The sequence below is a fragment of the Cellulomonas fulva genome (assembly GCF_018531375.1).
In the GTDB taxonomy this organism is placed as follows: domain Bacteria; phylum Actinomycetota; class Actinomycetes; order Actinomycetales; family Cellulomonadaceae; genus Cellulomonas; species Cellulomonas fulva.
Genome location: NZ_JAHBOH010000001.1, coordinates 2149602 through 2163151, shown reverse-complemented (window position 1 = coordinate 2163151; position 13550 = coordinate 2149602). Strand labels below are relative to the sequence as shown.

At 75.9% G+C, this 13550-nt stretch carries 11 protein-coding genes; 5 read left to right on the top strand and 6 right to left on the bottom strand.

Translation table 11 applies throughout. The annotated features are described in order from the left end of the window. Positions 1-53: 53 nt before the first annotated feature. Positions 54-512, bottom strand: coding sequence for a MarR family winged helix-turn-helix transcriptional regulator (locus KIN34_RS09675; RefSeq protein WP_214349749.1), 459 nt, complete (start codon positions 510-512; stop codon positions 54-56). 127 nt (positions 513-639) lie between these two features. Here KIN34_RS09675 and KIN34_RS09670 point away from each other — a divergent pair, with 127 nt between their 5' ends. From KIN34_RS09670 to KIN34_RS09655, 4 genes are all read left to right on the top strand, one after another. Continuing rightward, complete coding sequence (locus tag KIN34_RS09670; protein ID WP_214349746.1) at positions 640-2124, top strand: glycoside hydrolase family 10 protein; 1485 nt, start codon at positions 640-642, stop codon at positions 2122-2124. Between the two features lie 87 nt (positions 2125-2211). Then, positions 2212-2799, top strand: a complete 588-nt coding sequence (locus KIN34_RS09665; protein WP_214349743.1) for an NYN domain-containing protein — start codon at positions 2212-2214, stop codon at positions 2797-2799. Positions 2800-3023: 224 nt separating this feature from the next. Beyond that, on the top strand, positions 3024-3701 hold the full coding sequence (locus KIN34_RS09660) for a hypothetical protein (RefSeq protein WP_214349740.1): 678 nt from the start codon (positions 3024-3026) through the stop codon (positions 3699-3701). Between the two features lies 1 nt (position 3702). Further along, on the top strand, positions 3703-6576 hold the full coding sequence (locus tag KIN34_RS09655; RefSeq protein WP_214349737.1) for a YhgE/Pip domain-containing protein: 2874 nt from the start codon (positions 3703-3705) through the stop codon (positions 6574-6576). A 74-nt stretch (positions 6577-6650) separates the two neighbouring features. Here KIN34_RS09655 and KIN34_RS09650 read toward each other — a convergent pair whose 3' ends face one another. The 5 genes from KIN34_RS09650 to nirB are packed head-to-tail and all read right to left on the bottom strand — an operon-like array spanning position 6651 to position 12790. Continuing rightward, positions 6651-7379, bottom strand: coding sequence for a sirohydrochlorin chelatase (locus KIN34_RS09650; RefSeq protein WP_214349734.1), 729 nt, complete (start codon positions 7377-7379; stop codon positions 6651-6653). Beyond that, positions 7376-8515: a uroporphyrinogen-III synthase gene (locus KIN34_RS09645; protein ID WP_214349733.1), complete on the bottom strand. Its 1140-nt coding sequence runs from the start codon at positions 8513-8515 to the stop codon at positions 7376-7378. Before KIN34_RS09645 ends, KIN34_RS09650 begins: the two co-directional genes overlap by 4 nt. Continuing rightward, a complete protein-coding gene (gene cobA, locus KIN34_RS09640) occupies positions 8512-9786 on the bottom strand; it encodes a uroporphyrinogen-III C-methyltransferase (protein WP_214349729.1) in 1275 nt (424 codons plus the stop codon). The genes KIN34_RS09645 and cobA overlap by 4 nt, the downstream gene beginning before the upstream one ends. After that, positions 9783-10241, bottom strand: coding sequence for a nitrite reductase small subunit NirD (gene nirD, locus KIN34_RS09635; RefSeq protein WP_214349726.1), 459 nt, complete (start codon positions 10239-10241; stop codon positions 9783-9785). Before nirD ends, cobA begins: the two co-directional genes overlap by 4 nt. Further along, complete coding sequence (gene nirB / locus KIN34_RS09630; protein ID WP_237689626.1) at positions 10238-12790, bottom strand: nitrite reductase large subunit NirB; 2553 nt, start codon at positions 12788-12790, stop codon at positions 10238-10240. Before nirB ends, nirD begins: the two co-directional genes overlap by 4 nt. A gap of 198 nt (positions 12791-12988) precedes the next feature. Here nirB and KIN34_RS09625 point away from each other — a divergent pair, with 198 nt between their 5' ends. Next, the gene (locus KIN34_RS09625; RefSeq protein ID WP_214349720.1) at positions 12989-13540 is read left to right on the top strand and encodes a DUF1697 domain-containing protein; all 552 of its coding nucleotides are present in this window, start codon (positions 12989-12991) and stop codon (positions 13538-13540) included. Positions 13541-13550: the final 10 nt, after the last annotated feature.

Sequence of the window (13550 nt, the reverse complement as noted above, 5' to 3'; positions counted from 1 at the left end):
TGAGGCACGTCGCACCGGTGCTCGACGGGGTCCCGCCCGACGACGCGCGCGGGTCAGGGGATGTCGCGCTGCTCGACGCGCAGCTTGTCGGTCAGCGCCCGGAGCGCGGCGAGCTCGTCCGCGTCGAGCGCACCCCCGACCAGGCGGTGGATCTGCGCGACGTGACGGCGCCCGACCTCGCGCTGCAACCGCGCGCCCTCGTCGGTCAGGCTCACCACCACGCCGCGTCCGTCGTCGGGGGCGGGCTCCCGTCGGACCCAGCCGCGGGCCTCGAGGCGCTCGACGAGCCGGGACAGGCTCGGCTGGGTGAGCAGGCTCTGCGCCGCGAGCTCGCGCAGGCGGGCCGCGCCGCCGGGGCACCCGGCCAGCGTGAACAGCACGTCGTACTCGCGCACCGAGAGCTCGCCCCAGACGTCCTCGGCGGAGAACCGGCGCATCAGCGCGACCTGCGCGCGGAACAGCGACTCCCACGCCTCCGCCGCCTCGCGCGGTGTCGCGGACCGACCGCTCACGTGCCCTCCTCGTCGAACTCGAAACTATCGAGCTGCCTCACGCAACGTAACCGTTTCAGTGGTCGCGCACGCAGCGCGGGACTCAGCACGCTGTCCTCCGGCCAGGTCGTCTCGACGAGGAGGAACCATGCCCATCATCCAACCCGCCCGCCCACCCGCCCGACGCCGCGCGGGCCGCCGTGCCGTCGCCCGCCGCGCCACGGTGGTCGCCGCGGCCGCCGCGGTCGTGATCGGCGCGCTCGCGGCACCTGCCGCAGCCGCGACGCTCCGGGAGCTCGGCACCGCCGCCGGCAAGGACGTCGGGTTCGCGCTCGACCCCGGCCGGCTCTCCGAGACGCAGTACCGCCAGATCGCCGACGCCGAGTTCTCGCTCGTCGTCGCCGAGAACGCGATGAAGTGGGACGCCACCGAGGCCACGCGCGGCCAGTTCACGTTCGGCCAGGGCGACCAGGTGGCGAGCTACGCCGCGGCGGGCGGCAAGAAGCTGTACGGGCACACGCTCGTGTGGCACTCGCAGCTGCCGGGCTGGGTGGCCGGGCTGAGCGCGAGCGACATGCAGTCCGCGATGGTCAACCACGTCACCCAGGTCGCGAAGCACTTCGCGGGCAAGACGTTCGCCTGGGACGTCGTGAACGAGGCGTTCGCGGAGAACGGCGCACGGCGGGCGGAGTCGCCGTTCCAGCAGAAGCTCGGCGACGGCTACATCGAGACCGCGTTCCGCGCGGCCCGGGCCGCCGATCCCAGCGCCAGGCTCTGCTACAACGACTACAACATCGAGGGCGTGAACGCGAAGAGCGACGCCGTCTACGCGATGGTCCGTGACTTCAAGGCGCGCGGCGTGCCGATCGACTGCGTGGGCCTGCAGTCGCACTTCATCGTCGGCCAGGTGCCCTCGAGCCTGCAGACCAACATGAACCGGTTCGCCGCGCTCGGTGTCGACGTCCGCGTCACCGAGCTCGACATCCGGATGTCGACGCCGTCCGACCAGGCGAAGCTCACCCAGCAGGCCGCCGACTACCGCAAGGTCTTCGAGGTCTGCAACGCCGTCGCCCGCTGCCAGGGCGTCACCATCTGGGGCATCACCGACACGTACTCGTGGGTGCCCAACACGTTCCCGGGACAGGGTGCGGCGCTCGTCTGGGACGACAGCTACCGGGCGAAGCCCGCATACGCCGCGATCCAGGCGGCGTTCGGCGGGGTCACGCCCACCCCGACGCCGACGACCCCGCAGCCCACGCCCACGACGCCCCAGCCGACGCCCACCACGCCGAGCCCGACCACGCCTCCGCCCGCCGGCGCGTGCCAGGTGACCTGGACCGCCAACGGCTGGAACACGGGCTTCACGGCGAACGTGACGGTGAAGAACACCTCGTCCACCGCGATCTCCGGGTGGACGCTGCGGTTCGCCTTCCCCTCCGGCCAGACGGTGACCCAGGCCTGGAGCTCGACGGTCACGCAGTCCGGTGCGCAGGTCACCGTGACCAATGCGCCCTGGAACGGGTCGATCGCCCCGGGCGCGAGCCAGGTCTTCGGGTTCAACGGCGCCCACTCGGGCACCAACGCGGCGCCCACGGCGTTCACGCTCAACGGCGCGGCCTGCACGACCGCCTGACCTCCGTCGGCGCGGTCGGCCCGCGCGACGACGAGCCCCGGCCCGGACGGGCCGGGGCTCGTCGTCCGTCGCGGCTACGCTGGCCGGATGAGCCAGGACTCGCGTCAGGACGCCGCGCCGCGGACCACGTACGTCGTCGTCGACGGCGAGAACATCGACGCGACGCTCGGCTCGTCGATCTTCAACGCGAAGCCGACGCCGGACCAGCGGCCGCGCTGGGAGCGGATCCTGAGCTTCGCCGAGCAGCGCTGGGGCCAGCCCGTGAAGGGCCTGTTCTTCCTCAACGCCTCCAACGGCACCCTCCCCATGTCGTTCGTCCAGGCGCTGACGGCCATCGGGTTCGCACCGATCCCGCTGGCGGGCGAGTCGTACGAGAAGGTCGTCGACATCGGCATCAAGCGCACGCTCGAGGCGCTCGTCGGGCGCACGGGCGACGTCATGCTGGTCAGCCACGACGGCGACTTCGCCGGTGAGCTCGCGACGCTGGTCGACGAGCCCGACCGCCGGGCGGGCCTCATCGCGTTCCGCGAGTTCACGTCCACCGCGCTCGCCGCGCTGGCCGCGCGCGGTCTCGAGACGTTCGACCTCGAGCACGACGTCGCGGCGTTCAACGTGCACCTGCCGCGCATCCGGGTCATCCCGCTGGAGGAGTTCGACCCGCTGCGCTACCTCTGAGGCGTCACCGACCGGTCACCGCCCAGCCGCGACCGGTCGGTCACGACGAGGTAACGGTTACCCGGTACCGACGGCCTTTTTCCCGGTACCGCCCGGGCATTACCTAGTACCGCGTGGTCGGGGTATCCCCGCCGCTGGTAGACATCGCGCGTCCGGAGCGCGTCCGTCGACGACGACGACGCGGGGCCGGTCCTGACGTCCGGCGGAACCACGACGAGGTGGTCATGAAGCGGTACATCCTGGCGGGGCTCGCCCTCGCCGTCCTCACGGCGGCCGTCACCGGCCTCACCCTGCTCGGCGCCGACGCGCAGGGCGTGGTCCTGCTGGGCCTCGCGCTGGGCGGTGCGCTGGGGCTGGTCCCCGACGGCTCCGTCGCCGGGCGCGCAGGCGGGTTCGTGCTCGGGGCGGTGCTGGCCTGGGCGGGCTACCTGCTGCGCGCCGGCGCCCTCCCGGACACCGCCGCGGGCCGGGCCGTCGCGGCGTTCGTCGTGCTCGCGCTGTGCACCGCGGCCTTCGCGGTCTCCCGCGGGCGGCTGCCGCTGTGGTCGCTGCTGCTCGGCGCGGTCGGGGTGGTCGGCGCCTACGAGGCGGTGTACGCGACCGACCCGTCCGCCGTGACCAGCACGTCCGTGGAGTCGGTCTCCTCGCTGCTGCTCGCGTCCGCGCTGGGGCTCCTCGTGGGCGTCCTCGTCGGACCGCGTCCGGCCGCCGCACCGGCGGCGCGCCACACCGACGCCGCGACGGACGTGGCTGCTCCGGACGGGCCGAGCCAGCGCGGGACATCGGTCCCGGCGGGGAGGGCGCAGCCGGTCCCCTCGTCGTCGCCGGTCACGCTCCACCCCGCACCGACGCCCGCCGCCCCGCCCGCCGCCCCGCTGACCCGTGACCCCCAGGAGGCCTGACGTGCGCCGCTCCCTCTCCGCGTCCCTTCCCGCGCTCGCCACCGCGAGCGTCCTCCCGCTGGTCCTGTGCGGCACCGCCGCCGCGGCCGCCGACGACAGCGGCGACGTGGCCGTGACCAACACCGAGACCGTGCAGGCCAAGCTCGACGCCACGGGCGCGCTGCGCGAGGCCCGCGTCTACGAGCAGCTCGCGCTCACGGGCCACGGCACCGCGACGATCGCCAACCCCGTCTCGACCGACGGCCTGCGCAACCTCGACGGGTTCGGCGCCTACACCGTCGAGGACGGCCGCGTCGTCGCGCAGGTCGACGTCGACGGGGAGCGGCGGCTGCGCAGCGTGAGCGACTTCGACGGCGACCTGCCCCTGGGCGTCGAGGTGACGTACGCGCTGGACGGGCAGGCCGTCCAGCCGGGCGACGTCGTCGGGCGCTCCGGCGAGCTGGAGGTCCGGTACACGGTCACCAACCGCACGGGCCGCGAGCAGGAGGTCACCTACGACGACGGGCGCGGCGGCACCGCGACCGCGACGGCCACCACGGTCGTCCCCATGATCGGCCAGCTCGTGACGACCCTGCCGTCGTCCTTCACGGACGTGCGGTCGGGCGAGGCCGGGATCGCCGGCGACGGGCGCGGTGGCACGCGGCTGACCTTCCAGATGACGCTGTTCCCGCCGATCGGCTCCGACACCGCGACCTTCGGCTACACGGCGCGCGTCAGCGACGGCGTGGTGCCGGCCGCCTCGCTCACGTCCATGCCCGTCTCGCCGCTCGACTACCCCTCGTTCAAGGGCGGCTCCGCGAGCTACGCGAACGGCGCGGCCTCCGGCGTCGACCTCACCGCCGGCGCGGTGCAGATCGACGAGAACCTGCTGCGGCTCCACGACGGCGCGGCCGAGCTGCTCGCGGGCCTGGTCCAGATGCACGACGGCGCGACCACGCTCGCGACCGGCCTGACCGACGAGGCCGTGCCCGGCGCGGCCGAGCTCGCCGCGGGCCTGAACGCGCGGGCCCTGCCCGGCGCGCAGGACCTCGCCTCGGGCCTCAACGACCAGCTCCTGCCCGGCGCGCAGCGGCTCGCCGACGGGCTCGAGGGCGACGCGGTCGGCGGCGCCGAGCGGCTCGCGGACGGCCTGAACGACCAGATCCTGCCGGGCGCGGACGCGCTGGCGGACGGGCTCACGGACCGGATCGCCCCCGGGGCGCGGCAGCTCGCCGACGGCCTGGCGGACGACGCGGCACCGGGCGCGGCGGACCTGGCCGACGGGCTGACCGACCGGATCCTGCCCGGGGCGCAGCAGCTCCGGGACGGGCTGACGGACAAGATCGCCCCCGGGGCGACCAAGGTCGCCGACGGTGCGCGCGACCTGGCGGACGGCCTCGCGAGCGCGCAGGGCTCCGCGCCGGCGCTGGTCGCCGGCCTGGGGCAGGTCGACGCGGGGCTCGCGAAGATCGACGCCGGCCTCGACACGCTCTACGGCCAGGTGGGTCGCCTCCCCGCGCAGGCGCAGCCGCTGCGGGACGCGATCGGCCAGCTCCGGGCCGGCATCGGCACCACGGCGGCCCCCGCCGCCGGCCAGCAGCCGTCGCTGCTCTACGCGGTGGAGGCGCTGCGGACCCAGCTCGGCCAGGCCAGCACGGACGCGCAGGCCACGTCCGCCCAGGTCACGCAGCTGCGCGGCGGCATCACGAGCGAGACCGCCGGCCTCGCGGCCTACGCCGCGATGCTCCCGGAGGGCGCACGTGCGCAGTTCCGCCAGTCGCTCGCGACGATCGACGGCAACCTCGCCGCGCTCGCCACGGGCCTGGGCGACTCCTCGACGCGCCTCGGCACGGCGTCCGCCACGCTCGCGCGCGTCGAGTGCGGGCTGTCCAGCGCCTCGCTCCCGGGCGTGTGCGACGCGAGCCGGCCGGGCCTGCTCGAGGGCCTCGCGGGCGTCGACGCGGGCGTTGGCACGCTCGTCGCGCAGGTGGTGGGTGCGGTCCAGGGCGGCGTCGGCACCGCCACGGACACCCCGGCCGACGCGACGCTCCGGGGCGGCATGAACGGCGTCCAGCAGGGCGTCGACGCGCTCGCGGAGGGCGGCGACGCCCTGGTCGACGGGCTCGGCCGGCTCGGTGCCGGCGCCGCCACGCTGTCCACGGGCGCGGGCGACCTCGCCGCCGGCGTCGGGACGGCCGCCACGGGTTCGACGACCCTGTCGCAGGGCCTCGCCACCGCGGCCGAGGGCTCCCGGTCGCTGTCCGACGGCATCGCGGGCGCGGCGACCGGTGCGGGCACCCTGGCGGACGGCATCGACGACGCCGCGACCGGCTCGACCGCCCTCGCGGGCGGGCTGGCGACCGCAGCGGCCGGCTCCACGAGCCTGTACTCCGGCCTGGTCACGGCCGCGGACGGCTCGGGCGACCTCGCCGCGGGCATCGGCGTCGCGGCCGGGGGCTCGTCGGAGCTCGCCGACGGCCTGGGCGACGCGGCCAGCGGCTCCAGCGAGCTCGCGGTGGGCCTGTCCGCGGCGGCGGACGGCTCGACGCAGCTGGCGGACGGCCTCGGCACCGCCGCGGACTCGACGCCGCAGCTGGTCGACGGCGCGCAGCGCCTGTCCGACGAGGGCACCTCGCAGCTCGTGTCCTCCGGCGAGGAGACGGCCGCGAGCTACGGCGTGGGCTACGCCGTGCTGGCGGCGGGTGCCGAGCGGGCCGCGACCGAGGGCATGGCCTACGGCGCACCCGAGGGCGCGGCCGGTGCCACGGCGTACTCGATCGAGATCGCGGGCGTCGACGGCGGCCAGGCCTCGGCCCTCGGCCGCGGGATCGCGGCGCTCGCCCTGTTCGCGGGGATCGCCGTGGTCGCGACGCTGCTGCGCCGCCGCTCGGCCTGACGCCGTCCGGCTGGCAGCAGCCCAGCCGCACGGCAGCGCACCGGGCGGGCCGGTCTCCGGCCCGCCCTGCGTGCTCAGCCCGCGCGCGCCTCGTCGTACCGGCGCAGCACCAGCTCCGCGAGCCGCGGGTCCGGCGCCAGCGGCGCCGCGACGACGTCCGCGCCGGCCTCGAGCACGCGGTCGAGGAAGTACCCGGGCGCCAGCAGGTAGGACGCGACGACGACGCGCCGGCCCGACGAGCGCGCGGTGGCGACCGCCTCCGGCACCCGCGGCGAGGCACCGGCGCCGTACCCCACGACGAGCCCGCCGCCGGACGCGTCGGGCGCGCCCAGGTGCCGGCCCAGGCGGGCGGCCAGGCCGCGCGCGACCTCCTCGACCGCGAGCGCCGCGGCCGGCACGCTGGACCCGGCGGCGGCGAGCACCACGGCGTCGTCGTCCCGCAGCCCGGCCTCGGCGAGGCGGTCGGCGAGGATCGCGACCAGGGCGTCGTCCGGGCCCAGCGGCGCAGCCGCGCGAGCGCCCGGTCGGTCGGTCGCGGCGGCGATGTCCACCTGCACGTGGAAGCCGACCGAGAGCAGCAGCGGCACGACGACGGCCTCGAGCCCCTCCTCGAGGGCACCGGCCACCACGTCCGCGACCTCGGGCGTCTGCACGTCGACGAAGGCCTCGCGCACGTCGAGGTCCCCGCGGAGCGTGGCGGCGTCCGCGAGGATCGACGCGATCGCGACCCGCCCGTCGCGGTCGTCGGTGCCGTGCGAGCAGCCGACGAGCACAGGCGCGGGCGGGGCCGTCCGCCCGCTCATCGCACCGCCAGCTCGAGCCGGTAGCCGCGCTTGACGACCGTGCGGATCAGCCCGCGCGAGCCCGTCGCGTCCCGCAGGCGCGCGATCGCGACCTCGGCGGCGTGCGGGTCGCGCGACTCGCCCGGGAGGGCGGCGAGCACGCGCTCGCGCGGCACCACCGAGCCGCGCGCGTGGGCCAGCAGCCGCAGGATCTCCAGCCCGGTCGGCGTCAGCGGGAGGACGTGCCCGTCGAGCACGGCCGCGCCGCGGTAGACCCGCAGCGGCCCGGCCACGGTGTCGAGCGCCTCGAGGCCGCCGTAGTGGTTGACGATCAGCCGCACCAGCGAGCCCAGCCGGCCGCGGTCGGGGATCAGCGGCTCGATGCCGCGCTCCTGCAGCGGGGCCGCGGTCACCGGACCCACCGCGGCCATCACCACGGCGCCCTCGGCGCAGCGCTCGACGACGAGGTCGGCGACCCCCTCCTGGTCGGCGGCCGCGAGCCAGGCCGCCGCGCCGGGGGCCGAGGTGAACGCGACCGCGTCGACCTCGCCCGCCGCCACCGCACGCACCGAGGCGGCCACGGCGGCGGGGTCGGGCGGCGGTCCCCAGCGGTACACGACGAGGCTGCGCACCCGCGCGCCCGCGGCGCGGAACGCCTCGTCGAGCCCGTCCGAGCCCGCGCCGTGGTGCTGCACCGCGATGTCGAGGCCGGACACGCCCTCGTCGAGCAGCACCTGCGCGACCTCGGCGCTCGTCTCGGACTCGGCGACCCAGTCGGGCGTGAGGCCGGCCGCCTGGATCGCGCCGCGCGCCTTGGGCCCGCGCGCGACGATCCGCGCCCCGCGCAGGGCCGCGACGAGGTCGTCCGCCAGGCCCGCGGCGTCGGCCGCCTCGATCCAGCCCCGGAACCCGATGCCGGTGGTCACCACGACGGTGTCCGGCGGGTCGGCGACCAGGTCGCGCGTGCCGGCGACCAGCGCGGCGTCGTCGATGTGCGGCACCATGCCGAGCGCCGCGGCGTGCCGGACGCTCGCGCCGCGGCGGGTGAGGGCCGCGGTGAGCTCGGCCGAGCGACGGTCGGCGGTGATGAGCACGACGCAGCCGGCCAGGGTCTGGTCGATCCCCTGGTCGTTCGTCGTGCTGGTCGGTGCGCTCACCAGGTCATTGTGGGGTCTGTGCGGTCCCCGCCGTCGCGCGTGCCCACCGGCGCGAGCAGGTCCGGGTGCGCGACCTCCCCGAGCACCAGCACGGCGGGCGCCCGCACGCCCTCGGCGAGCGCGGTCGCCTCGAGGGTCGCGAGCGTCGCGCGCGTGACGCGCTGCGTGGGCGTCGTCGCGCGCTCGACGATCGCGGCGGGCGTCGTCGGCGCGACGCCGAACTCGAGCGCCTGCGCGGTCAGGTCGCCGACCGCGGACACGCCCATGAGCACGACGACCGTGCACGTCGCGTCCCGGAGCCCGACCAGGCCCGCCTGCGACCACCCGTCGTGGCCGTTCATCACGTGCAGCGCGCCGACCGTGCCGCGGTGGGTGAGGGGGATCCCCGCGGCGGCGGGCGCCGCGAGCGCGGAGCTCACGCCCGGGATCACCGTCACCGGGACGCCGGCCTCGCGGCACGCGAGCACCTCCTCGCCGCCCCGCCCGTAGACGAACGGGTCGCCGCCCTTGAGCCGCACGACGACGCGGCCGCGCTGGGCCTGCTCGACCAGGATCCGGCCGATCTCGTGCTGCGGCACGGGGTGGTGGCCGGGGGTCTTGCCGACGTCGATCACCTCGACGTCGGGCGCCAGCTCGTCGAGCACCTCGACCGGCCCCAGCCGGTCGGTGACCACGACGTCCGCCTCCGCGAGCGCGCGGCGGCCCGCGAGCGTCAGCAGGCCGACGTCGCCCGGCCCGCCGCCGACCAGCACCACGCGCCCCTCGTCGCGCGAGCGCCGCCCGCGCACGTCCACCCGCCCCTCGCGGAGGTGGTCTGCCAGCACGTCGCGCACCTTCTCGGCCAGCGCGTCGCGCACGACGAGGGTGCGGCCCGGATCGGGCGCACCGGTCGAGACGACGCCGACGAGCACGTCGCCGAGGCTCGTCGTCGCCGGTGTCCGCGCGCTGCCGCCGGCCGCCCGGCCGGCGTGCACGCAGAACACGTGGCGGTCCTGCGCCCACGCCGCCACCTGGTCGTCGGTCGCGCGGTCGCCCGTGGCGGTGTGGACGAGCCAGACGTCGTCGAGGTCCCGCTCGGCGACCTCGCGCGCCTTCCACGTCACCTGGCCCCAGCGGTGCGCGTCGCGCAGCGGCTCGCACAGCGCGGGGGCGACGACGAGCACGCTCGCGCCGTCGGCGACCAGGCCCTGCACGCGGCGCGCGGCGACGGGCCCGCCGCCGACGACGAGCACGCGCCGCCCGGTCAGGTCGAGCCCGAGCATCGTCGTCATGCGCGCTCCCCCGTCCGTCCCCCGGCCCCGTCGGTCGACGGGACCTCGATCTCGACGATGCCACCCGTGACGCGCACGTGCCACGTCCGAAGGTCCGGCGCCATGCCGCGCGCCGGTGCCTTGCCGGCGAGGTCCAGGCACGCGCCCGTCCGCAGGTCGAAGACCTGCTTGTACATCGGCGAGGCGACCGTGGGGACCGGTGCGCCGTCGACGAGCCGGCTGCCGACGATGCCGCGCGCGAGCACGTACGCGTCGCAGAACGGGTCGTGCTGCTGGACCGCGAGCACGGTGCCGTCGACCAGGCGGAACAGCGCGACCTGCTCGCCCGCGACGAGCGCGGCCACGCCCCGCTCGGGCGCCAGGTCGTCGAGCCGGCACACCGCGGTCCAGCTCGTCGTGCCCGCGGGTCCGGTGGGCTGCCCGGCCTCACGAGCGGGCTGGTCGAGGACGGTCATGCGCGCACCTCCAGGGTGGTTCCGGCGACCAGGACGGGCTCGCCGCGCTCGGCGGCGGCGCGCTCGTCGGACGTGGCCGGACGCACCTGGCCACGCTCGGGGACGTACGCCAGCGACGGGTCGGCGACGTCGGGGGCGTTGACGAAGGACGCGAACCGGCGCAGCTTCTCCGGGTCCTCGAGCGTCGCCTTCCACTCGTCCTCGTACTCGTCGACGTGGCGGGCCATCTGGGCGTCGAGATCGGCGCAGATGCCCAGCGAGTCGTCCATGACGACCGCGCGGACGCCGTCGAGGCCGCCCTCGACCTCGTCGACCCACGGGGCGGTGCGCTGCAGGCGGTCCGCGGTGCGCACGTAGTAGAGCAGGAACCGGTCGATGGTCCGGATGAGGGTCTCGGTGTCGAGGTCCTCCGCGAGCAGCCGCGCGTGCCGGGGCGTGAAGCCGCCGTTGCCGCCCACGTACACGTTCCAGCCCTTGTCCGTGGCGATCACGCCGACGTCCTTGCCGCGGGCCTCGGCGCACTCGCGCGCGCAGCCGGACACGCCGAGCTTGATCTTGTGCGGGCTGCGCAGGCCCCGGTACCGCAGCTCCAGCAGCACCGCGAGGGCCACCGAGTCCTGCACGCCGAACCGGCACCACGTGGAGCCCACGCACGACTTCACGGTGCGCAGCGACTTGCCGTAGGCGTGGCCGGACTCGAACCCGGCGTCCACCAGGCGCTGCCAGATGAGCGGGAGCTGGTCGATGCGCGCACCGAACATGTCGACCCGCTGGCCGCCGGTGATCTTGGTGTAGAGCCCGAAGTCGCGGGCGACCTCGCCGACCGCGATCAGCCCCTCGGGCGTCACCTCGCCGCCGGGCATGCGCGGGACCACGGAGTAGGACCCGTCCTTCTGCAGGTTCGCCATCACGTGGTCGTTGGTGTCCTGCAGCGCCGCGCGCTCACCCTCGAGCACGTGCGCGGGGGCGGTGGTGGCCAGGATCGAGGCGACCGCGGGCTTGCAGATGTCGCAGCCGCGACCCGCCGCGTCCGTGCCGAACCGCTCGATGACCTCCGTGAAGGAGGCCACCCCCGCGACCCGGATCGCGTCGTAGAGCTGCGCGCGGGACAGCGCGAAGTGCTCGCACAGCGCCGAGGAGACCGTGATGCCCTGCTTGGCGAGCTCGGTGCCCACCAGCTTCTTGACCAGCGGGAGGCAGGAGCCGCAGGACGTGCCGGCCTTGGTGCACGCCTTCACCGCGCCGACGTCGGTGCACGCGTGGTCCGTGACCGCGCCGCGGATGGCGCCCGCGCTGACGTTGTTGCACGAGCACACGCTGGCGTCGTCGGGCAGCTCCAGGTCCGGCGCCCCGGCGCCGCCCTCCGGCAGCAGGAACGCCGCCGGGTCGCCCGGCAGCTCACGCCCCAGCATGGGCCGCAGGCTCGCGTACGCGGACGCGTCACCGACGAGGACGCCGCCGAGCAACGTGCGCGCGTCGTCGGACATCACGAGCTTCTTGTAGACCCCCGCGACGGGGTCCGCCCACACGATCTCGAGCGCGCCGGGCGTCACGCCGAACGCGTCGCCGAAGCTCGCGACGTCCACGCCGGAGAGCTTGAGCTTGGTGGCCGTGTCGGCGCCCGGGAACTGCGCGGCGCCGCCCAGGAGGCGGTCCGCGGTCACCTCCGCCATGGCGTAACCGGGGGCGACGAGGCCGATGCAGGCACCCTGGATGCACGCGACCTCGCCGACCCCGGAGACGTCCGGGTCGCTCGTCAGGCAGCTGTCGTCGACGACGACGCCGCCCCGCTCCCCGATCTGGAGGCCCGCCGCGCGGGCCAGCTCGTCGCGCGGCCGCACACCGGCCGCGATGACGACGACGTCGGCGTCCACGCGCCCGCCGTCCGCGAGGTCGAGGCGGCCGACGCCGCCCCGCCGGTGCGGTCGGATGCGGGTGGTCGCGGCGTTCAGCCGCACGCCCACGCCGAGGTCGTTGATCAGCCGGCGCAACGCCTCGCCGCCGCCCAGGTCGATCTGCGCGGACATGAGGTGCGTGCCCACCTGCAGCACGGTCGCCTGCGCGCCGAGCGCCTGCAGCGCGCCCGCGGCCTCGAGGCCCAGCAGACCGCCACCGAGCACCGCCCCGCGCACGACCGGCTTGGTCTCGCGGAGCTTCTCGACGTACCCGCGCAGCGCCGCCACGTCGTCGACCGTGCGGTAGACGAACACACCGGGCAGGTCCGCACCCTCCATGGGCGGCACCCAGGCGGAGGAGCCCGTCGCCAGCACCAGGTGGTCGTAGTGCTCCACCCGTCCGCGCGCGGTGGTGACCGTGCGCGCCTCGCGGTCGATGCCGGTCACCTGGTCGTCGCGCCGCAGCGTCACGAGCGGGTCGTCCCACAGCGCCGGGTCCCCGAGCGCCAGGTCGTCGGCGTCACGCAGGGAGAAGTAGCTGGTCAGGGCCACGCGGTCGTACGGCCGGCGCGGCTCCTCGGCCAGGACGGTGATGCGCCACTGACCGTCGGTGTCACGGTCGCGCAGCGCCTCGACCAGGCGCTGGGCCACCATGCCGCCACCGACGACGACGAGGTGCTTGCTCACGGGGGGCTCCGTCCTAGGGGTGACGAGAACACCACCGACGGTAGGAAGCGGTTGTTTCCGGCGGGCGTGCGGCCGCGTTTCCCCACCGCAACCTTTCCCGCACATCCCGGTACGCCCGGGTGTGAGAGGGCGGCGCGTGTGGGCGGCGTGTGCCACGGTGCGGGTATGAGCGAGAACGTGGTGATCGGGCTGCTGCGGGCCGTCAACGTCGGCGGGCGCAAGCTCACGTCGGCACAGCTGCGTGGCGTGGCCGAGGACCTCGGCTATACCGAGGTCGCGACGTACGTGAACTCCGGCAACGTCGTCCTGGTCGCGCCCCACGGCGCGCCCCGGGTGGCCGACGAGCTGCACGCGGCCCTGACCGCCGAGGCGGGGTTCGACGCCCCCGTGGTCACCCGCACCGCCGCGCAGTGGGACGCGCTCGTCGACGCCCTCCCCTTCCCCGACGAGGCGCGCGACGACCCGTCCCACCTCGTCGTCGTCGCCTGGGACGACGAGCCTGCCGCCACCGCGGCGTCGACCGACCTCTCGCGCTACGGCCGCGAGCGGCTCGCGTGGCGCGGCACCGAGCTCTACGCGTACTACCCCGACGGCATCGGCCGCTCGAAGCTCACGCTCCCGATCCTCGAGAAGACCGCCGGCCGCACCGGCACCGCGCGCAACTGGAACACCGTCCTCGCCCTCGCGAGACTCGCGCGCGAGCGTCTGCCTCGGTGATGCGGGTGGG

Bases quoted from the DNA above. Each gene is read 5' to 3' on its own strand.
- nirB (WP_237689626.1), bottom strand. From the start codon at position 12,790: ATGGTGGCCCAGCGCCTGGTCGAGGCGCTGCGCGACCGTGACACCGAC.
- KIN34_RS09625 (WP_214349720.1), top strand. From the start codon at position 12,989: ATGAGCGAGAACGTGGTGATCGGGCTGCTGCGGGCCGTCAACGTCGGC.
- KIN34_RS09665 (WP_214349743.1), top strand. From the start codon at position 2,212: ATGAGCCAGGACTCGCGTCAGGACGCCGCGCCGCGGACCACGTACGTC.
- KIN34_RS09670 (WP_214349746.1), top strand. From the start codon at position 640: ATGCCCATCATCCAACCCGCCCGCCCACCCGCCCGACGCCGCGCGGGC.
- KIN34_RS09660 (WP_214349740.1), top strand. From the start codon at position 3,024: ATGAAGCGGTACATCCTGGCGGGGCTCGCCCTCGCCGTCCTCACGGCG.
- cobA (WP_214349729.1), bottom strand. From the start codon at position 9,786: ATGACGACGATGCTCGGGCTCGACCTGACCGGGCGGCGCGTGCTCGTC.
- KIN34_RS09650 (WP_214349734.1), bottom strand. From the start codon at position 7,379: ATGAGCGGGCGGACGGCCCCGCCCGCGCCTGTGCTCGTCGGCTGCTCG.
- nirD (WP_214349726.1), bottom strand. From the start codon at position 10,241: ATGACCGTCCTCGACCAGCCCGCTCGTGAGGCCGGGCAGCCCACCGGA.